The sequence below is a fragment of the Gordonia amicalis NBRC 100051 = JCM 11271 genome, assembly GCF_000332995.1.
Classification (GTDB): domain Bacteria; phylum Actinomycetota; class Actinomycetes; order Mycobacteriales; family Mycobacteriaceae; genus Gordonia; species Gordonia amicalis.
In genome coordinates, this window is sequence record NZ_BANS01000043.1 from 14,410 (window position 1) to 32,603 (window position 18,194).

General features: G+C 67.8%; 19 protein-coding genes and 1 pseudogene. 6 read left to right on the forward strand and 14 right to left on the reverse strand.

What is annotated here, in order from left to right:
- The first annotated feature begins 39 nt into the window (after positions 1 to 39).
- A pseudogene (locus tag GOAMI_RS18715) lies at positions 40 to 1,715 on the forward strand (MFS transporter).
- Here the strand turns inward: GOAMI_RS18715 and tsf are convergent.
- The gene (gene tsf / locus GOAMI_RS18720) at positions 1,687 to 2,511 is read right to left on the reverse strand and encodes a translation elongation factor Ts (protein WP_006438157.1); all 825 of its coding nucleotides are present in this window, start codon (positions 2,509 to 2,511) and stop codon (positions 1,687 to 1,689) included. The pseudogene GOAMI_RS18715 and the gene tsf overlap by 29 nt on opposite strands.
- 54 nt (positions 2,512 to 2,565) lie before the next feature.
- Positions 2,566 to 3,384, reverse strand: coding sequence for a 30S ribosomal protein S2 (gene rpsB, locus GOAMI_RS18725; RefSeq protein ID WP_006438158.1), 819 nt, complete (start codon positions 3,382 to 3,384; stop codon positions 2,566 to 2,568).
- A 264-nt stretch (positions 3,385 to 3,648) separates the two neighbouring features.
- On the opposite strand from rpsB, the gene GOAMI_RS18730 reads away from it, so the two are divergent.
- Positions 3,649 to 4,176: a M23 family metallopeptidase gene (locus GOAMI_RS18730; protein WP_157228342.1), complete on the forward strand. Its 528-nt coding sequence runs from the start codon at positions 3,649 to 3,651 to the stop codon at positions 4,174 to 4,176.
- Here the strand turns inward: GOAMI_RS18730 and GOAMI_RS18735 are convergent, their stop codons facing one another.
- Both GOAMI_RS18735 and GOAMI_RS18740 read right to left on the reverse strand, forming a co-directional pair.
- Positions 4,177 to 5,103, reverse strand: a complete 927-nt coding sequence (locus GOAMI_RS18735) for a tyrosine recombinase XerC (RefSeq protein WP_006438160.1) — start codon at positions 5,101 to 5,103, stop codon at positions 4,177 to 4,179.
- Positions 5,104 to 5,129: 26 nt separating this feature from the next.
- Positions 5,130 to 6,008, reverse strand: a complete 879-nt coding sequence (locus GOAMI_RS18740) for a siderophore-interacting protein (RefSeq protein WP_006438161.1) — start codon at positions 6,006 to 6,008, stop codon at positions 5,130 to 5,132.
- A gap of 181 nt (positions 6,009 to 6,189) precedes the next feature.
- On the opposite strand from GOAMI_RS18740, the gene GOAMI_RS18745 reads away from it, so the two are divergent.
- Positions 6,190 to 6,783 carry a TetR/AcrR family transcriptional regulator gene (locus GOAMI_RS18745; RefSeq protein ID WP_006438162.1) on the forward strand — a complete coding sequence of 198 codons (594 nt, stop codon included), beginning with the start codon at positions 6,190 to 6,192 and terminating at the stop codon, positions 6,781 to 6,783.
- 1 nt (position 6,784) lies between these two features.
- Here GOAMI_RS18745 and dprA read toward each other — a convergent pair whose 3' ends face one another.
- Complete coding sequence (dprA, locus tag GOAMI_RS18750) at positions 6,785 to 7,921, reverse strand: DNA-processing protein DprA (protein WP_006438163.1); 1,137 nt, start codon at positions 7,919 to 7,921, stop codon at positions 6,785 to 6,787.
- Positions 7,918 to 9,426: a YifB family Mg chelatase-like AAA ATPase gene (locus tag GOAMI_RS18755; RefSeq protein ID WP_006438164.1), complete on the reverse strand. Its 1,509-nt coding sequence runs from the start codon at positions 9,424 to 9,426 to the stop codon at positions 7,918 to 7,920. The genes dprA and GOAMI_RS18755 overlap by 4 nt, the downstream gene beginning before the upstream one ends.
- A 308-nt stretch (positions 9,427 to 9,734) precedes the next feature.
- On the opposite strand from GOAMI_RS18755, the gene GOAMI_RS18760 reads away from it, so the two are divergent.
- From GOAMI_RS18760 to GOAMI_RS18770, 3 genes are all read left to right on the forward strand, one after another.
- On the forward strand, positions 9,735 to 11,453 hold the full coding sequence (locus tag GOAMI_RS18760; RefSeq protein ID WP_006438165.1) for an HNH endonuclease signature motif containing protein: 1,719 nt from the start codon (positions 9,735 to 9,737) through the stop codon (positions 11,451 to 11,453).
- 29 nt (positions 11,454 to 11,482) lie between these two features.
- Positions 11,483 to 12,121 (forward strand): 5,6-dimethylbenzimidazole synthase, encoded by a 639-nt coding sequence (gene bluB / locus GOAMI_RS18765; RefSeq protein WP_006438166.1) that lies wholly within the window; start codon positions 11,483 to 11,485, stop codon positions 12,119 to 12,121.
- A gap of 98 nt (positions 12,122 to 12,219) precedes the next feature.
- On the forward strand, positions 12,220 to 13,548 hold the full coding sequence (locus GOAMI_RS18770; protein ID WP_006438167.1) for a glycoside hydrolase family 183 protein: 1,329 nt from the start codon (positions 12,220 to 12,222) through the stop codon (positions 13,546 to 13,548).
- Between the two features lie 22 nt (positions 13,549 to 13,570).
- On the opposite strand, the gene GOAMI_RS18775 is transcribed toward GOAMI_RS18770, so the two are convergent.
- The 8 genes from GOAMI_RS18775 to GOAMI_RS18810 all read right to left on the reverse strand — a co-directional run bounded on the left by GOAMI_RS18775 (position 13,571) and on the right by GOAMI_RS18810 (position 18,181).
- A complete protein-coding gene (locus GOAMI_RS18775) occupies positions 13,571 to 13,993 on the reverse strand; it encodes a YraN family protein (RefSeq protein ID WP_006438168.1) in 423 nt (140 codons plus the stop codon).
- A gap of 114 nt (positions 13,994 to 14,107) precedes the next feature.
- Positions 14,108 to 14,419 (reverse strand): DUF2469 domain-containing protein, encoded by a 312-nt coding sequence (locus GOAMI_RS18780; protein ID WP_005198978.1) that lies wholly within the window; start codon positions 14,417 to 14,419, stop codon positions 14,108 to 14,110.
- Positions 14,416 to 15,102: a ribonuclease HII gene (locus GOAMI_RS18785; RefSeq protein WP_006438169.1), complete on the reverse strand. Its 687-nt coding sequence runs from the start codon at positions 15,100 to 15,102 to the stop codon at positions 14,416 to 14,418. Before GOAMI_RS18785 ends, GOAMI_RS18780 begins: the two co-directional genes overlap by 4 nt.
- 22 nt (positions 15,103 to 15,124) lie before the next feature.
- Positions 15,125 to 15,979: a signal peptidase I gene (gene lepB / locus GOAMI_RS18790; RefSeq protein WP_006438170.1), complete on the reverse strand. Its 855-nt coding sequence runs from the start codon at positions 15,977 to 15,979 to the stop codon at positions 15,125 to 15,127.
- An 18-nt stretch (positions 15,980 to 15,997) separates the two neighbouring features.
- The gene (rplS, locus tag GOAMI_RS18795) at positions 15,998 to 16,339 is read right to left on the reverse strand and encodes a 50S ribosomal protein L19 (protein WP_004572295.1); all 342 of its coding nucleotides are present in this window, start codon (positions 16,337 to 16,339) and stop codon (positions 15,998 to 16,000) included.
- Between the two features lie 155 nt (positions 16,340 to 16,494).
- Positions 16,495 to 17,511: a hypothetical protein gene (locus GOAMI_RS18800; RefSeq protein ID WP_006438171.1), complete on the reverse strand. Its 1,017-nt coding sequence runs from the start codon at positions 17,509 to 17,511 to the stop codon at positions 16,495 to 16,497.
- Positions 17,508 to 17,846 carry a hypothetical protein gene (locus GOAMI_RS18805; RefSeq protein ID WP_006438172.1) on the reverse strand — a complete coding sequence of 113 codons (339 nt, stop codon included), beginning with the start codon at positions 17,844 to 17,846 and terminating at the stop codon, positions 17,508 to 17,510. The genes GOAMI_RS18800 and GOAMI_RS18805 overlap by 4 nt, the downstream gene beginning before the upstream one ends.
- On the reverse strand, positions 17,843 to 18,181 hold the full coding sequence (locus tag GOAMI_RS18810; protein WP_006438173.1) for a YbaB/EbfC family nucleoid-associated protein: 339 nt from the start codon (positions 18,179 to 18,181) through the stop codon (positions 17,843 to 17,845). Before GOAMI_RS18810 ends, GOAMI_RS18805 begins: the two co-directional genes overlap by 4 nt.
- Between the last annotated feature and the right edge of the window lie 13 nt (positions 18,182 to 18,194).

The window sequence follows — 18,194 nt, forward strand, 5'->3', positions numbered from 1 at the left end:
GCGTGGCTGGCCCTTGCCGGGTGTCTGCTGGGCGTGTTCATGCAGATGCTGGACACGACGATCGTCAACATCGCGCTCCCCGACCTGACGGTCGACCTCGGGGCGTCGACCTCGCAGCAACTTCTCGTGCTGACGGTCTACACGTTGTCGTTCGCGTGCACGCTGCTCACCGCGGCGACCCTCCGCGGACGGTACGGGCGTCGGCGCTTGTTCCTGATCGCGATGATCGCCTTCACCGTCACCTCGATGTTGTGCGGCATGGCAACGGCTCCGGTGATGCTCATCGTGTTCCGCGGTGCGCAGGGCATCAGCGCGGCGCTGATGTCCGCACAGACACTGGCCTTGATCGCCGCCCTGTTCACCAGGGAACGCCACGGGCTGGTCTTCGGGATCTACGGCGCCGTGGCGGGTCTCGCCGCGATCCTGGGTCCCGTCGTCGGTGGACTGCTCGTGCACGCCGACGTCGCCGGATGGGGTTGGCGCACCACCTTCTTCGTCAACCTGCCGCTCGGGGTCGTCGCCTGCGTGCTGGCGTGGCGTCGACTCCCCGCCGACGTCGACCCCGATCCCGACCGGCCCGACATCGTCGGGATGACGCTCTCGGCAACCGCGCTGCTCCTGCTGTTGTACCGACTCGCCGTGGGGCGGGAACAACAGTGGCCGGCACTCCTCTGGGTCATGCTCGGCGCCGCCGTGGTCCTGTCGGTCGCCTTCGTGTGGCAGCAGAAACGGCTCGCGGCCCGGGGCGGAACACCGTTGCTGCGCATCGATCTCTTCTCTTCCCGCCGGTTCGCGGTCGGACTGGGCATGTCGCTGCTGTTCTTCAGCGTCTTCGCGGGCTTCTTCTTCACCGTGTCGATCACGGCGCAGTTCGGTCTCGGGTACTCGGCGCTGGAGACCGGACTGCTCGCTCTGCCGTTCGCCTGTGGGGCGGCCGTGGGATCGGTCGCCTCGCCGTGGGCCGTCGCCCACCTGAGCGCGCCACGGGTTCTGCTCGGCGGTGTTCTCACCGTCGGGGTGGCGTTCGCCTGGATCGCGCTGGTCCTCGACCCGGCGTCGGAAATCCTTCCGGTGACGGCGATCCTGGCTCCCCTGGTCCTCGGTGGTGTCGGTACAGGATTGTTCGTCGCCCCCCCCTGCAGGCGGTCATCCTCTCCGACACCTCGGCGGAGACGGTCGGGTCGGCCAGCGGCACGATCCCGACGGTGCAACAGATCGGCGCATCGATCGGACTGGCGCTCGTGACGATGTTCTTCTTCGGACAGGTGGCCGGGCAGACCGGCACGAGCGTGCCCGCCGTGCACGCGGAACTCGCCGTCGCACTGGAGGATTCGCCGGTCGATCCGATGTTCCGGCCGGCGGTGGCCGACCGGTTCACCTGGTGCGCGACACGACAGCTCACCTCGCCACATCCGGAACGACCTGCCACCGGATGTGCGGGCACCCCGGCGAACAGCACGGTCGCGGCGATCGCCGGCGAGGCGCAGCCCTGGACGCAGAGTGCGGCACGCGCGGTCACCGCACGCACCTTCCTGGGTGCATTCCGCATGACGCTGTGGGTTCTGGCCGCACTCGCGATCGGTGTCGGCTGCCTGACGCTGGTGCTGCGGCGAAACGACAACCGCCCCGCCTCCACGATGGGAGACGGGGCGGTCGAGTCGTCGTCCGGGGAGGCCCGGGAAACGATCAGGCCTGGCCGACCTCGAAGCGGGTGAAGCCCTTGACGGTCACGCCGGCCTCGTCGAGCAGGGCCTTGACGGTCTTCTTCGAGTCCTGGACGGACGGCTGGTCGAGCAGCACGACGTCCTTGTAGAAGCCGTTGACGCGACCCTCCACGATCTTGGGCAGAGCCTGCTCCGGCTTGCCCTCCTCCTTGGCGGTCTGCTCGGCGATGCGACGCTCGTTCTCGACGACGTCCGCGGGGACCTCGTCGCGGGTTGCGTAGCGCGCCTTGAGAGCTGCGACCTGCATGGCGGCGCCGCGGGCGGCCTCATCGGCACCCTCGCCCTCACCGGAGTAGGACACCAGCACGCCGACGGCGGGCGGGAGATCCGAAGCACGCTTGTGCAGGTACACGGCGACCGGGCCGTCGTAGTAGACGACGCGACGGAGCTCGAGCTTCTCGCCGATCTTGGCGGAGAGGGCAGCGATGGCCTCGTCGACGGTGCCGCTGCCGAGAGCAGCCTTCTTCAGCTCCTCGACGTCGTTGGTCTTGGCCTCGGCGGCCGCGGCCACGATGTCATCGGCGAGCTTCTGGAATTCGTCGTTCTTGGCGACGAAGTCGGTCTCGGAGTTGATCTCGATCATGGCGCCGCCCTTGGCGGCGACCAGGCCCTCGGCGGTGGAGCGCTCAGCGCGCTTGCCCACGTCCTTGGCACCCTTGATGCGCAGCTCCTCGACGGCCTTGTCGAAATCACCGTCGTTGTTGGCCAGCGCGTTCTTGCAGTCCAGCATTCCAGAGCCGGTGAGTTCGCGAAGACGCTTCACATCGGCTGCGGTGTAGTTCGCCATCGTTGGCGAGCCTCCTTCGAAAGAGTGTGGTGGGACCGAATTGCTGCGGCGGTGTTACTGAGCAGCCGGGGCGTCGGTGGCTGCCTCGCCACCGGCGGGAGCTGCGGCCTGGGTCAGCAGCTCCTGCTCCCACTCGGCGAGCGGCTCGCTGCCGGCTTCCGGCTTGGCGTCGCCACCGGCGGCACCGGCGCGGGCCTGGAGACCCTCGGCGACGGCCGAGGCCACGACGCGGGTGAGCAGGGCGGCGCTGCGGATGGCATCGTCGTTGCCCGGGATCGGGTAGTCGACCAGGTCGGGGTCGCAGTTGGTGTCCAGGATCGCGATGACCGGGATGTTCAGCTTGCGAGCCTCACCGACGGCGATGTGCTCCTTGTTGGTGTCGACGACCCACACGGCCGAGGGAACCTTGGCCATGTCGCGGATGCCGCCGAGCGTGCGCTCGAGCTTGTTCTTCTCGCGGGTCAGCATCAAGATTTCCTTCTTGGTGCGACCCTCGAAGCCACCGGTCTGCTCCATGGTCTCCAGCTCCTTCATGCGCTGGAGACGCTTGTGCACGGTGTTGAAGTTGGTGAGCATGCCACCGAGCCAACGCTGGTTCACGTACGGCATGCCGACGCGGGTTGCCTCAGCGGCGATCGACTCCTGAGCCTGCTTCTTGGTGCCGACGAACAGGATGGTGCCGCCGTGGGCGACGGTCTCCTTGACGAACTCGTAGGCCTTGTCGATGTAGGTCAGCGTCTGCTGCAGGTCGATGATGTAGATGCCGTTGCGGTCGGTGAAGATGAATCGCTTCATCTTGGGGTTCCAACGGCGGGTCTGGTGCCCGAAGTGTGCGCCGCTGTCAAGCAGCTGCTTCATGGTCACGACAGCCATGAGATGTCCTTTTGTCGCAGTTGTCTGTCGACACCGGGTTGGTGCCGACCCTGGCGCCTGCCGGCGAGTGCCACCCGAACCGGTCGATGACCAGGCCCGGGACTGCCCACTCGGCGTGTGTTTTCGCAGGCGCGCGAAGTCACCCCATCAACAACCGATGAGGTGCGGACGAAAGTTTACGCGCGTCGACCAGCGAAAACCAAAACGTTCCGGCCGCCGACCCAGGCCACGGATCCGGATCGGCGCCGCGTGCGTCCAAGAGGTGTGCCGCCCGCTTGTTCCCGCCTTGTGCTCACCGCGTTGTTGTGGCTGGCCGTCCTGTGCCCGACCCCGCAGGCCGGTACCGCCGCACCTCGCCCCTATTCTGCCCCGCTGTCTCCGCGTCCGACGGTCGTGACCGGCTTCGATGCGCCGGAGAAGAGATGGCAACGGGGTCACCGGGGTGTCGATCTCGCGGCCGCACCCGGAGTGCCGGTCGCCGCGGCGGGAGCGGGTCGCGTGCGGTTCGCGGGCCGGGTCGCCGGACGCCCGGTCATCTCGGTGCAGCATCCGGACGGGGTGATCACGACGTACGAACCGGTCGATGCCGCCGTCGACGAGGGCGACCATGTGTCCCGCGGCGAGCTGATCGGCACGCTCGTCGCCGGGCATCCGGGCTGTCCGGTGCCGGCGTGCCTGCACTGGGGCGCTCGACGCGGGGTCGGACGCGATGCGGAGTACCTGAACCCGCTGGGCCTCCTCGGGGCGGTGCGGGTCCGGCTCAAACCGCTGAAGCCGGGGCCACCACCGTGATCAGGCGCGGGGGTGTGCCTGGCGGTGCACCGCTCGCAGGCGTTCGACGCTCACGTGGGTGTAGATCTGCGTCGTCGCCAACGACGAGTGCCCGAGCAGTTCCTGCACGACGCGTAGGTCGGCTCCACCTTCGAGGAGGTGTGTCGCGGCGCTGTGCCGGAGGCCGTGTGGTCCCATCGCCGGGCCGCCGGCGGCCGCGACCGCTTGGGACACGACCGACCGTGCCATCCGCTGGTCGAGCCGGCCGCCGCGTGCCCCGAGGAGCAGCGCGGCTCCTGATGTGTCGGTGGCCAGGGCGGGACGCCCGCGTCGCAGCCAGTCGTCGATGGCCTTGGCCGCCGGTTCGCCGTAGGGCACGGCACGTTCTTTGTCACCCTTGCCGATCACCCGCAGGATGCGTCGCCCGGCGTCCACGTCGTCGACGTCGAGCCCGCACAGTTCTCCGACACGGATTCCACTGGCGTACAACAACTCCAGGATCAGGCGATCTCGGAGTGCGATCGGGTCTCCGGGGTCGCGGTCCTGAGCGGTCGCATCGATCGCGGCGTCGGCCTGTCCGGGCGCGAGCACCGCAGGCAGGGTGCGATGTGCTTTCGGAGCCTTGAGTCGCTGTGACGGATCGGTGGCCATGATGCCCTCGCGAACCGCCCAGGTGCAGAAGGTCTTCGCCGCGGAGACCTGCCGCGCGATCGTCGTGCGGGCGGCGCCGCGGCGTGTCAGTTCGGCCAGCCAGGCGCGCAGGAGGGCGAGGTCGATGTCCGCCGCGGCGACTCCGCGGGCACCGGCGAACGACAGCAGCGCCCGCGCACCACCGACGTATGCGCGGATGGTGTGTTCACTGCGACCTTTCTCCAGGCGCAGGTGATCGGCGAAGTCGTCGAGCATGTCCGTCAGCACAGCGTGCGGCAGGAGCGGGTGCAACCCCACACGCGGTGCCGTGGCCGGATCGATGCCTATCGGCCGGCTCTACCGACCGACACCGGCGCCTCTTCGGCGGCGCGCAGTTCGGCCTTCCATTTCCGGAAGCCCTCCTCCGTGCGGCCGCGCCGCCAGTACCCGGAGATCGAGGCGTTGCCCGCGCTCACCTTGCGCTCCTTGCGGATGTAGCTGCGCAGGTTGTGCATGACGGCCTGGGCCTCGCCGTGGATGAAGACGTGGGGTTCGCCGTCGAGCCACTGCGCCTCGCGGACCGCGGCGATGAGGGGTGCGTTGTCGCCGGCGACCGAGTCGTCGACCTCCCCGGCCGGTCCGCCGCGGTGTACCCAGACGATCTCCGCGCCCGGGGGCGCGGTGAGGTCGAGCTCGTCGTCCGGCCCGGCGACCTCGATGAACACCTTGGCGACCGCGTCGGCGGGCAGCGCCTCGAGTGCGGCGGCGACGGCGGGCAGTCCCGCCTCGTCGGCGGCGAGCAGGTGCCACGGAGCTTCGGACTTCGGCCGATACCCGCTGCCCGGTCCGATGAACCGGACGGTTTCGCCCGGCTCCACCGAGGCGGCCCATGGGCCGGCGATGCCCTCGGTGCCGTGGACGACGAAATCGACGAGGATCTCCCGGGCCTGGGGATCGACACGGCGAACGGTGTAGGTGCGCAGGACGGGTTGCTGTTCGGGAGGCAGCGTCGTCCGCAGTTCCTGGAGGTCGAAGGGCTCCGGGTAGGTCACCCCGTCCGGCGCGAAGACGAACTTCACGTACATGTCGGTGTCGGCGTCATCGGGTGCCCCGACCGCCTCCTGGAAGTCGTCGAAACCTTCTCCGCCCAGGTAGAGGCGGACGAAGTGCGGGCTGATCTGTTCCCGTCGGAGCACCGTCATCGTGTTCACGCGCTTGGCCATGGAACCTCCTTGTCGCGACCACCTTACGCCTCCTACTTAGGCCCACATAAGAGATGATTTCGGTTCATTCCGGCGAACTCGCGGTACGCGCTTGTAAGGTTTTCTCACGATCAAGCGATGTGATCCGAGAGTTTGCAGTTCTTGAGATCCGACGTCGCGAGACCCGACCAGAGGCGATTCCATGCCGGACCACCCCGCGGAGCCCCAGCCGACCCGAGAGGGCGCTCCGACGCGCGGATCGCGTCTCGGCGCCGACGACTGGCTCGACGCGGCGGTGGAGGTCCTTCTCGAGGACGGGATCGACGGTCTGAAGATCTCCCACCTCAGTGCCCGGCTCGGCGTCACCAAGGGCAGCTTCTACTGGCATTTCACCGACCTCGCGACGATGAAGTCCGAGCTCGCCGCCCACTGCAAGAAGGTTCAGGCCGCAGCCGTGGCACAGATCGCGGAGCTCGAGGTGCTCCCGCCCATCGAGCGGATCGAGGGCATGACGCGGCTCATGTCCGACCCCCGGCGTTGGCGCATGGAGGCCGCGATGCGCAGGTGGGCCGAGACCGACGAGTCGATCGCGGACTCGATCTCCGAGCTGGACGGTCAGATCTTCCAGATCGCCCATCAGGCGATGCGTGAACTCGGCTTCGACGAGGCGGAGGCCCATGCCCGCGCGACCACGCTGCTCTACGCCGCTATCGGCTTCGTCCACGCCCACGGACGCCTCGGCGAGGCGACGCCCGACGACCTCCGCATCTTCCTCGACATCCTGACGCGGAAGTGAGTCACCCGGTGGCCAGTCGCCACTGGCCGCCGACGTTCTCCACCAGCCCGTCGATGTCCAGTCGCGCCAGAGCCGCCCGCACGGCCGGTACCTCGAGCCCGGCCGCGAAGGCGATCTCCTCGATCCCGACACCACCCCGACCGGGGATCGCGTCGTGTACCCGCAACTGATCGGCGCTGAGCCCATCGGTTGGCTTCGCCCGTCCTCGGCCGAAGTCTCCCCCGCCGTCGGGCCGGACGAGGTTCACCGCCGACGCGACGTCGGACACCAGAACCGCCAATCCGTCGGCGATCATCCGATGACTGCCGACCGAGGTCGCCGACGTCACCGGTCCGGGGACCGCGCCCAGCGGACGGCCGAGCTTGCGCGCCCACGCAGCGGTGTTCGCCGCACCCGACCGCCGGCCCGCTTCGACGACAACGGTTGCCCCGGACAGTGATGCGACCAGCCGATTACGGGTCAGGAAGCGGTGTTTGGCCGCGGTCGTCCCCGGCGGATACTCGCTGATGACCGCGCCGGTCCGGGCGATCTCGGTCAGGAGCGCCGAATGCGCGGCCGGATAGTCACGGTCTATCCCGCAGGCCATCACGGCCGCGGTCACCCCACCGGCGGACACGACGGCGCGGTGGGCGGCACCGTCGATGCCGAAGGCGCCACCGGAGATCACCGCGAATCCCTCACCGACGAGACCCGACGCCAGCACCTGCGTGACGTGTTCGCCGTAGGCCGACGCCGCGCGGGAGCCGATGAGGGCGATCGAGGCGGCGGCGAGATCGTCGAGGCGGGCCGGTCCGCGGACCCAGAGTGCCAGGGGTTCACCACCGCGAGCGGCGGTGTCGGCCTGGCTCAACGCGAGCAGCGACCACGCCGGCCATTCGGGATCGGAACGGGTCACCAACCGCGCCCCGATCGCGGCGGCGGCATCGAGGTCCTCGGCCGCACGGTCGGAATCGCATCGTGCCGCGGTCGCGGCCAGCACCGGTTCATGACCGTCGGGCACCGTGCGGCTGCGGATGGCCGACGCCGCCTCGACCGCACCGACCTCGTCCACGAGCGCGATCACGTCCGCACACGGCGGTTCGGCCACGCGCGCCAAGTAGGTCCACGCCGACAGCTCCGACGGGTACTTGCCACTCACCAGGTCGCTCCTCGGTCTCGGTACAGAAGTGCTTGTGCGACATCGTCTTCGACGGGAGCGTCGGTGCCGCGCAGATCGCTGAGGGTCCAGGCCAGGCGCAACGCACGGTCGGCGCCGCGTGCCGTCACCCGCCCGTCGCGGAGAAACAGTTCGATGGGCCGGAGGACGTCGGGGGGTAGCCGGAACTTCTGCCGCAAGGCCGATCCCGGCACCTCGGCGTTGGTGCGCCACCCGAATTCCGACCACCGCTCGACCGCAGCCGCACGCGCCGCGGTGACCCGCGCGCGAACTTCGGCACTCGACTCTCCCGCCCCACTCATCAGCGCGGCATTTCCCGGCGGGTCCATGCGGACCCGGATGTCGACACGGTCCAACAGGGGTCCGGACAACTTGCCGAGATAGCGGCGTCGCACGACCGCGGTGCACACACAGTCGACGTCGTGTGCGGGTGCACACGGGCACGGGTTCGCCGCGAGGATGAGCTGAAACCGCGCGGGATATACGGCGACCCCGTCTCGGCGCGGCACTCGCACCTCGCCGTCTTCGAGCGGCTCCCGCAGGGATTCCAGGACCTTGACGCTCATCTCGGCACATTCGTCGAGAAACAGAACTCCGCGGTGTGCCTTGGAGACCGCACCGGGACGGGCGAACCCGGTTCCGCCACCGAGGAGCGCCGTCGTCGACGAACTGTGATGCGGGGCGACGAACGGCGGTTCGGTGATCAGCGGACGCCCTGCTGACAGCTCCCCGACCAGCGAGTGGATCGCCGTCACCTCCAGGGAATCCTCGAGACCCAACGGCGGGAGGATGCCCGGCAGTCGTCGCGCGAGCATGGTCTTGCCGATGCCCGGCGACCCGGTCATCAGGACGTGATGCGCTCCGGCCGCGGCGATCTCGAGTGCGTGCCGCGCCTCGTGCTGACCCACCACGTCGGCCATGTCCGGGATCGGCGGCGGCTTCGTGGGTGCCGTCCGGTGGAAGTTGTCGAGTACGAGATCACCCGCGAGCCAGGCCGCCACCTCCTTGAGGCTCGACGCACCACCGACGTCCATCCCCTCGACCAGCGCAGCCTCCGCCACCGTCTCGATCGGCACCACCGCACGTCGATAACCGGCTTGACGCGCAGCGATCACCGCCGGCAACACTCCCCGGATCGGCCGCACGTTCCCATCGAGCCCGAGTTCACCCAGGAAGATCGTCGACACCAGCTTCTCCGACGACACCTGTTCTGTCGCAGCCAGAATCGCCACGGCCATCGACAGATCGAACCCCGACCCGACCTTCGGCATGTCGGCCGGCGACAACGCCACCGTCACCTTCAGATCGGGAAACGTGAACCCCGAGTTCTTGATCGCCGCCCGCACTCGGTCCCTAGCCTCCCGCACCGACGCATCCGGGCTACCGGTCACCGAGAAACCCGGCAACCCCGACCCCACACTCGCCTGTACGTCGACGACATGCGCCGCAAAGGCGTTGAGCCCCACCGCCTGCGTTTGCCCCAGCATGGGCACAGTGTGGTCGAGGAGCCCCTACCCGGAACCGTGTCACCACCGGCGGACGGGTGATCTGTGGATGAACGTCGAGTTGTTCAGCGGCCGGACCATGGCCTGGGTTCTACGGAACGAAGTCGCACGCGATGTCAATCCGGCTAAACGACTTCGGCTGAGATCGCGTCGACGGATCGATGTCGCACGCGATGTCAATCCGGCGGATTCGACTGTCGCGCACTACCTGACAGCCGGACCCTGTGGACACGAATCAGATCTTGTCGGTGATCGGGTCTACATTGGTGGTCAGCAAGTGATCCGGTCGAATGTGCCGGATCTGCAACACTTCTGGGGGCAGGGTGTCGGACGATCGGATCGACCCATCGGGCGGATCATTCGCCGGGGTCGATCCTGCCCACCCCTACGACGCCGACATGAACTCCCTCATGGACGCGTTGGCAGAGTCGCAGCGCCGGGATTCTCACGAGGACTGGTTGCGGTACCAGCTGGTCACCGCCATCGCCGACCGTTGCATCGCGGTCCGCAGCACCCTGGCCGGCGGGATCGTCGTCAGTGGCGAAGCCGACTGCGTCATCCGAGTGGCACGGCAACTATCGCTCACTCGACGACAGGCAGAGATCCTCGTCGACGAGGCCATCGGCCTGCGCGAGTCCCTTCCCGAAGTTCTCGACACACTCCGTGACGGCATCACCACCCGCTGGCAGCTTCAGGTGATCCTGTCCCGCACCGCACTCGTCCCGCCCGACTCATCGATCACCCCGACCCTCGACGCCGCGATCGCCGCCACCCTGCGCAGCAAGAAAGGGTCGTGGACCAGGGCACGGTTGCGTGACATGGTCGACCGGCTGGTCTTCCGGCACGATCCCGACCTCGTCCGGGAACGGCGCAAAGAAGCACTCGACAACCGTGGCATGTCGACTCACACCCTGGACGACGGGACCGCCGAGATCACCGGTGTGATGGCCGCGGAGAACGTGCGCATCGCGGCCAAAGCCGTTCGCGTGTTGGCTGATTCGGTGTGCAAGCACGACGGTCGCACCGTCGGGCAACGCAACTCCGACGCCATGTTCGCGCTGTTGACCGGCACCGTGTTCGAGTGCTGCTGCGACCGTGAGGACTGCACGGCCGAGGTCCCCGAGCCCGGAGCGGCACTCGCCTCGGTGCGCAGCGAAGTCATCATCCATGCCGTCACCGATCCCGCGACGCTCAACGGCGCACCCGGGATCGGCTGGATCGACGGCCACGGCGTCATCTCCGACGAGCACGTCCGCGACCTCGCCAACCGGCCCGACGCGACGATCAAGCCGGTCACGCCGGCACGTACAGCACCCACACGTTTTGCCGCCGAAGCGCCCTCTCCGGAAGACGGCCGCGACGAGCGTGACGCACAGTCCCGCGAAGCCCGGCGCCCGCAACCCGCAGCCACTCCGAACGATGAGCCGGTCGCGCCGAACGTTCCCGTCGCGCCGTCGTCGGATGTCGTCGTCATCTACCCCGGTTCTCAACCGTCTGACCCCTACCGCCCGACCACCGCGTGCGCCGACTTCGTCCGCATCCGTGACGGCTACTGTGCCGAGCCGGGTTGTGAGCGTTCGTCTTTCAGCTGCGACCTCGACCACGTCACCGAGTTCGACCATCAGCGCCCGACCCGCGGCGGTCTCACCTCGAGTGAGAACCTCAACGCGAAGTGCCGGTTCGGCCACCTGCACAAGACCTTCGGCGACTGGGTCGACGTCCAGTACCGCGACGAGGACGGCCGCCTGGTCACCGAATACATCACCCCCGAGGGCTACCGCATCCACGGTGACGCCGAAACCCTGGAAGACCTGTTCCCGAACCTGCGCCGAATCCGATTCGAACAACCTGCCCAAGCCCCACCCACACCACGGGTCATCACCGGTGCCGACACTCCGCCACCGAACAACCGAACCGCCGCGAAACACGCCCGGCGGAGGGCCGAACGCGCCCGCAACCAGCGCGAACGCGAACGGCGCGAGCAGACCGACGGACCGGCGCCGTTCTGATCGATCGTCGTCGCTAAGCTCGACAACCGATGACTGACGGAACTTTCGACAAGGCGTTCGTCGGCGACCTCGACCGACTCTTCCGCTGGCGACGCGACGTCCGTCGATTCAGCCGCGAACCCCTCGAACCACACCTCCTCCCCGAGATCCTCGAGTCAGCGGAGTTCTCTCCGTCGGTCGGCAACAGCCAGCCCTGGCGCTGGGTCGAGGTGCAAACCGCATCGGCGCGGGAGGCGGTGCGCGACAGCTTCATCCGATGCAACACCGAAGCACTCGACGGCTACACCGGCGAACGCGCACAACTGTATTCGTCACTGAAGCTCGCCGGCCTCGACGACGCACCAGTCCATCTCGCCGTCTTCTGCGCGCCCGACGCCGAGCAGGGCCACGGCCTGGGTCGCCAGACCGTGCCGGAGACGCTCGAATACTCGGTCGTCACGGCCATCACCACGATGTGGTTGGCGGCCCGGGCCCGCGGCGTCGGCATCGGCTGGGTGTCCATTCTCGAACCCGATGCAGTGACCGAAGCACTCGCGGTTCCGGCCACGTGGAAACTGGTCGCCTACCTCTGCGTTGGATATCCCGAACACGAGAACGACATCCCCGAACTCGAACGCGTCGGGTGGCAATCACGCACCGACTCGGAGACGCGGCACCTCATCCGTTGACACCGCATCGTGACCCTTCTCGGACCCTCCTGTAACACAACTCCAGTAACAATGGTCACGTCAATAACTTCAGAAACACCTGTCACACGGAGGTCTGCGTGCCCAGCCGTTTCACCAAGGGTGTCCGACTGGCGCTGGCGGGAGCCTTCGCAATCGGTACCACCGCGATCGTCCTGACCGCCGGTACCGGCATCGCCGAGGCCGCGCCGTGCGGGAATTCCGGAAACGGTTCGAGCTTCCTCGGATTCGGCTCGTCGGGCTCATTGGGTTCGGGCTCCGGCTCGGGTTCCGGCTCCAACGTCCCCGACCCGGGACCTCAGCGACCACTCATCCCCTATGTCGGGTCCATCTCCCGCAGCGTGGGCTGGGTGACCGGCCCGTACAGCAAGAACGACACCTACGACCGCTTCGGCATCGGCGGCACAGATCTGGGAATCGCCTGGGACAACGGCCGCGGCCAGACCCTCATGGCCTTCGGCGACACCTTCGGCAACTGCAACGCCCCGAGACAAGAGTGGCGGCACAATGTCCTCTTGCGCTCGAACGACAACGACCTCGCCGACGGGCTGAAGGTACCGAACGGAGTCGCGGGAGACATCAACTCGGGCACCGTGATCGGGGATCGGCCGAACTTCGCCCAGGAACTCATTCCCTCACTGGGCATCTCGAACATCGAGGTCACCACGATCCCGACCGCGGCGATCTCGATCCCCCACGGCGACGGCTTCCGCCAGTACATCAACTACATGTCGGTACGGTCGTGGGGTTCGGCGGGCAACTGGGTCACCAACTACTCGGGCATCGCCTACTCCGACAACAACGGCCAAACCTGGACCAGCGACCCCGACACGATCCTCATCAACGCGCCGATCGATCTCGCCCTGCCCGGCAACCTCCGCGCGATCGACGTCAACAACGGCAAGTTCCAGCAGAACGCGTACATGCGCGGCCGGCCCGGCACCGATGAAGCGGGCTACATCTACCAGTTCGGTACGCCCAACGGCCGTTTCGGCGCCGCGTTCCTGGCGCGGTTCAAGCCGGAGGACATTCTCGACCTCGACAAGTACGAGTACTGGTCGGGCGAGCGGATCGGCTGGGTCGACAGCATCAGCGACATCCACGACACCGAAGGTGTCGTCGCCCGCCAACCCGTCAGCGAACTGTCGGTCTCGTGGAGCCCGTATCTGAAGAAATACATCATGCTCGATGGGGACAACGGCATTCGGCTCCGCACCGCCGACCATCCGGAAGGCCCCTGGAGCGGCCCGCGCACCATCGTGGCACCCGGCAACCCGGTCGTGTACGGACCCATGATGCTGCCGAACTCGCCTGCGCTGCTGGGCACGGGCAAAGATCTGTACTTCAACGCCTCACGCTGGAGCGACTACAACGTCATGCTGATCCGCTCCGATCTCAGCAAGCTCTAGAACCGCCAAAGCTCTCGACCACTCAGTCGTAGACGCCCCGGTGATGTCTCACCCGGGCACGTGCGGGATCGTCCGGGGTGAAGCCGTCGAGTTGCACGCTGATGACGTCGAACCGGATCTGACGCCATCGTCGTTCCTGCCCGGCGAGCCAGGTGCGCGCGAGCCGACGCATCCGGGCGAGCTTGTCCGGCGTCACCGCCATGACGGGATCGTCGAAAGTCCGGCTCGCACGGGTCTTGACCTCGACGACCACCAGCGTCGGGCCGTCCGTGGTGTGCGGGTCGACGCCGACGAGGTCGAGTTCGCCGTATCGGTTGCGCCAGTTACGTTCCAGGACAATCCAACCCAGTGACCCGACGAAGTCGGCGGCGATGTCCTCCCCCAGCTTGCCGACGTGCGCGCGACGATTGACGGGACGACCGGCAGACGGAACGGTATCGCTCATGCCCTGAGCTTCACCGAACACAGCACGGCCGCGGTGGGACTGCTCCCGCCGCGGCCGCATCTGTGGACAACCATCGGGTTCTGCACACTGCTGAGTTGCTCACCCGAGAAGAGTTCAGGGTTCGTCGGGAAGCCGCAGTTCCGGCTTCTCGAGTTCCTCGATGTTGACGTCCTTGAACGTGATCACCCGAACCTGTTTGACGAAGCGCGCCGGCCGGTACATGTCCCAGACCCAGGCGTCGCTCATCCGTAGCTCGAAGTACACCTCACCATCGGTGTTGCGGGGAATCATCTCGACCGCGTTGGCGAGGTAGAAGCGCCGCTCCGTCTCCACCACGTAGGTGAACTGCCCGACAATGTCCTTGTACTCGCGGTACAGAGAGAGTTCCATCTCGGTTTCGTACTTCTCGAGATCCTCAGCACTCATCCTGTAAGCCTATCCCTGTTGTCGTTTGCGCTGGAGACCACTCGTGCCGCGACATTTCGGTACGACATGCGGTGTTGTGGTGACGGTCCCGCCGCATCGATGCGGGACATGTGAAGTGGCGTGCTGTATCCCTTGTGGATCGCGAAGTCGTAACCGGGCAGGTCGGAGTCCATCGCGACCATGATCCGATCCCGCGTCACCTTCGCGATGATGCTCGCGGCGGCGATGCAGGCTGCGGCCCCGTCTCCACCGATCACCGGCAGCGACGGCGCGGTCAGCCCGGGGACGACGAAACCGTCGGACAGCACATATCCGGGCGTCACGTCGAGGGCTGCGACCGCTCGGCGCATGCCCTCGATGTTCGCGACGTGGATGCCGATCCGGTCGATCTCGGCGGCGTCGATGACGACCGCGCTCCACGCGTCGGCATACCTGGTCACCGATCGGTACAGCGTTTCTCGGGTCTTCTCGGTCAGCCGCTTGGAGTCGTCGAGTTCGGCGAGCGAGGCCAACTGCGTCGGCTTCAGCACGCACGCCGCCACCACCAGCGGGCCGGCGCACGCACCGCGACCGGCCTCGTCGACCCCCGCGACCGGGCCGAGGCCCTGCCGGTAGAGCGCGAATTCGAAAGTCCGCAGTCCCGCCGCACGACGGACGGGCGAGCGCGGTGGCCAGCGACTCATGGTGTGCGTAGTCCCCACATGATCATTGCTGGGGATTGATCGAACCGACACCACCGATCCGCGAGAAAGGATAGATGATGGTTCGGACCTTGCCGCGGATGTCACTGATCGGCACGGTGCCCTGGTACCGGTCGTCGACGTGGTAACGCGAGTCCTGCGAGTTGAGGCGGTTGTCGCCCATCACCCACACGTTGCCCTCGGGCACCTTGATCGGGCCGAAGTCGGGACCGAGGCACGGCGGGACCGATTCACCCGGGCCGGCGACACCGGGACCGAATGCGGCGACGGTCTCGCGCTGCAGCTCCATGTTGATGTACGGCTCGTGCAGCGGCTTCCCGTCGACCTTCACACCGACACCTTCGTCGTTGCGGCACTCGACGGTCTGCCCGCCGGTCGCGATCACCCGCTTGACGAGGTTGTTCTCGTCGGGCGGGGCGAAACCGAACCACGACAACGCATCCTGCGCCTTGTGCATGACCGGGTTCGTCGATCGCGGGGACACCCACGACCCGTTCCAGGACTCGGACGGCCCCTTGAAGACGACGACGTCACCGGGCTGGGGGTCACCGAAGCGGTAGACCATCTTGTCGATGACGATGCGATCGTTGGTGCACCCGTCGCAGCCGATCAGAGTCGACTCCATCGACTCCGACGGGATGACGTACTGCCGTCCGATGAAGGTCTGCAGCAGCCAGGTGAGGAGCAGGACGCACCCCACGATGATCACGACCTCGCGCAAGAGCGAGCCGGATCCCGACTTGCGCTTGCCGTCCTCGGTCTCGTCCGGATCGGACTTCAACCGCCAGGGACGCTTCGCACCGTCGTCGCCGTCGGTGTCAAGGTCGCGATCGTCGCTGGGTCGCTGTGTGTCGGCCACCTCGTCAGGGTAGACGCGTCAGCGCTTTTCCTTGATCTTTGCGGCCTTGCCACGCAGATCACGCAGGTAGTAGAGCTTGGCGCGACGGACGTCACCGCGGGTGAGGACGTCGATCTTGGCGATGTTCGGGCTGTGCACCGGGAAGGTGCGCTCAACGCCGACGCCGAAGGACACCTTGCGAACGGTGAAGGTCTCGCGGACGCCGCCACCCTGGCGACGGATGACGACACCCTTGAACACCTGGACGCGTTCCTTGCTGCCCTCGATGACCTTGACGTGGACGTCGAGGGTGTCGCCGGGGCCGAAGTCCGGGACATCGTCGCGGAGGGACTGCTTGTCGAGGAAGTCGAGCGTGTTCATTGGTTGGGTCCTTGTCTGGCGTGAACGTTGAGCAGAGGAACCTGGCGGGCCGTCGGGCTTCGAACCGGTTCGTACTCCGAGTCGTCGGTGCCCGTCAGCGGGACAGGCAACCCGACTATTGTGCCAGAGAGACCCCGGTCCGACGAAATCGCCGGTCAGGGGCGTGAACCGGGCCCCACCGCGACGATGTCTGCGGCCCGGAGAGCCGAGAGTGTGGCCGACTCCATCGGGGTCGCGGCGGCGATCGCGGTGGGAGTGATCCCCGAGGCGGTCATGTGTTCGACGATCGCGAGTTCGGGTGCCCGGCCGTTCGCGGTCAGGGCCTCGTCGTCGGCGAGTTCGAGTCCCGCGCGCTGGTACGGCTGCGGATCGTTGGTCCCCACGACCACCACCCGCCGCCCACGCGCCCCCACACCGACCCCCACCGCGGTGCGGAACCACCCGGCGATGGCCGGCGGCACGCTCGCCTGCAGGTTCTCGGCGCGCCGGCGAAGCCAGGTCAGGTCTCCGCCGGTGGTGTCCCGGCCGGCTCGCGACCCGGCGGCGCCGATCGCCGCGCCCAGTCCGGCGGCCCCCAATCCGGCACCGAGGGCTCCCGCACCGCCCAGCGCACCCATCGGTGCGAACGGCATCATCCCGCTGGTCGCTGCGGGCGGGGTTCCGCCCGCGGATTGCCCCGCCTCCTCCGACCGTTGCGTGTAGTCGTCGCCGGCGGCCGTCAGGGCCAGACGGCCCGCACTCGACGCACTCACCCGCCACGAGTCGTCACCGACCTCGGCGAAGACCTCCGCCCGACGCCGGTCACGGTCGGCGACGAGGGCGATGGTCGTCATCTGCTGCTCGGTCTCGACGACGACGTCGGCAAAGCTCTCCAGCGACGCCGCCATGACGCGAAGCCGCCCGGCGACGTGCGGCAACGAATCCGGACCGGCACCGGTGATCTGGGCCAGTCCGTCGACGGTGGCGTCGCCGAACTCCCCCTCCACGGCCACGCCACCGATGGCCGGCGAGGCGTAGGCGGCGGTCGCCGAGACGACCACGTCGGTCACCCGCTCCACGGACTCGGCCAGAGCCCGCGCCCGCCGCGCGGCCTCGCGCAGCGACACCGGATCCGCGCCAGGCCACACACCCGGCGCGAGTTCATCCGCGATCTGCCTCGCCGAGGAGTTCATCGCGTGTCACCGGAATCGACGGCGCCGGCGGCATCCGCATCGGCGTCGGCGAGCGATTCGACGCCGTGTGTGAGGGCCTGCCGGTGCTCGGCGAGACGCACGATCACGGACCGCAGGAGGTCACCCGTTTCGGCGCTCGGGGGCCCGAAACCCCGCCGAAATGCCAACGCCCCCTCCCCGACCCCGACCGCGCAGTCGATGTCGGCGAGCAGTTCGACGAGTTCGGAATGCACCGTGCCCAACCGTGTCTCGGCATTGGCCAGACGCGCGGACAGGTCCGCCGCGGTGCCCACGTCGGCGGCGACCCGGTTGTGGGAGCGGCCACCAGAGGTCATCCGGGCGTCCGTTCTGGTTCGAGGCGCGCGTCGGCGTAGTCCACACCGGAAACCGTTGCGGCAGCGAGGAGTTCACCACGCCGGGAACTGAGCGCACGATCCGCTTCGGCGATGAGGGTGGTGAGGAGCTCGGACAGCTGATCGGCACGGTAGCGACGCAGGGCGGTGGGATCGATGGAGATGTCGACAGCGAGCCCGCGCGCATTGACGGTGACCGCGACGAGGCGGTCCCGGCTGATGGCTCGGGAGGTCAGCTCCGACAACGCCGCCCGGGTCCGCGCGAGTTCGGCACGCTGACGGTCGAGTTCGTCGACCATGGCCTCATAGCCCTGCATAGCCCTCCCACCG

Coding starts and splice junctions, on each gene's coding strand:
- GOAMI_RS18780 (WP_005198978.1), bottom strand. CDS start 14,419: ATGAGTGCTGAGGATCTCGAGAAGTACGAAACCGAGATGGAACTCTCT.
- GOAMI_RS18810 (WP_006438173.1), bottom strand. CDS start 18,181: ATGCAGGGCTATGAGGCCATGGTCGACGAACTCGACCGTCAGCGTGCC.
- GOAMI_RS18740 (WP_006438161.1), bottom strand. CDS start 6,008: ATGGCCAAGCGCGTGAACACGATGACGGTGCTCCGACGGGAACAGATC.
- GOAMI_RS18775 (WP_006438168.1), bottom strand. CDS start 13,993: ATGAGCGATACCGTTCCGTCTGCCGGTCGTCCCGTCAATCGTCGCGCG.
- tsf (WP_006438157.1), bottom strand. CDS start 2,511: ATGGCGAACTACACCGCAGCCGATGTGAAGCGTCTTCGCGAACTCACC.
- GOAMI_RS18760 (WP_006438165.1), top strand. CDS start 9,735: ATGTGCCGGATCTGCAACACTTCTGGGGGCAGGGTGTCGGACGATCGG.
- bluB (WP_006438166.1), top strand. CDS start 11,483: ATGACTGACGGAACTTTCGACAAGGCGTTCGTCGGCGACCTCGACCGA.
- rplS (WP_004572295.1), bottom strand. CDS start 16,339: ATGAACACGCTCGACTTCCTCGACAAGCAGTCCCTCCGCGACGATGTC.
- GOAMI_RS18755 (WP_006438164.1), bottom strand. CDS start 9,426: ATGCTGGGGCAAACGCAGGCGGTGGGGCTCAACGCCTTTGCGGCGCAT.
- GOAMI_RS18745 (WP_006438162.1), top strand. CDS start 6,190: ATGCCGGACCACCCCGCGGAGCCCCAGCCGACCCGAGAGGGCGCTCCG.
- GOAMI_RS18805 (WP_006438172.1), bottom strand. CDS start 17,846: ATGACCTCTGGTGGCCGCTCCCACAACCGGGTCGCCGCCGACGTGGGC.
- rpsB (WP_006438158.1), bottom strand. CDS start 3,384: ATGGCTGTCGTGACCATGAAGCAGCTGCTTGACAGCGGCGCACACTTC.
- GOAMI_RS18785 (WP_006438169.1), bottom strand. CDS start 15,102: ATGAGTCGCTGGCCACCGCGCTCGCCCGTCCGTCGTGCGGCGGGACTG.
- GOAMI_RS18800 (WP_006438171.1), bottom strand. CDS start 17,511: ATGAACTCCTCGGCGAGGCAGATCGCGGATGAACTCGCGCCGGGTGTG.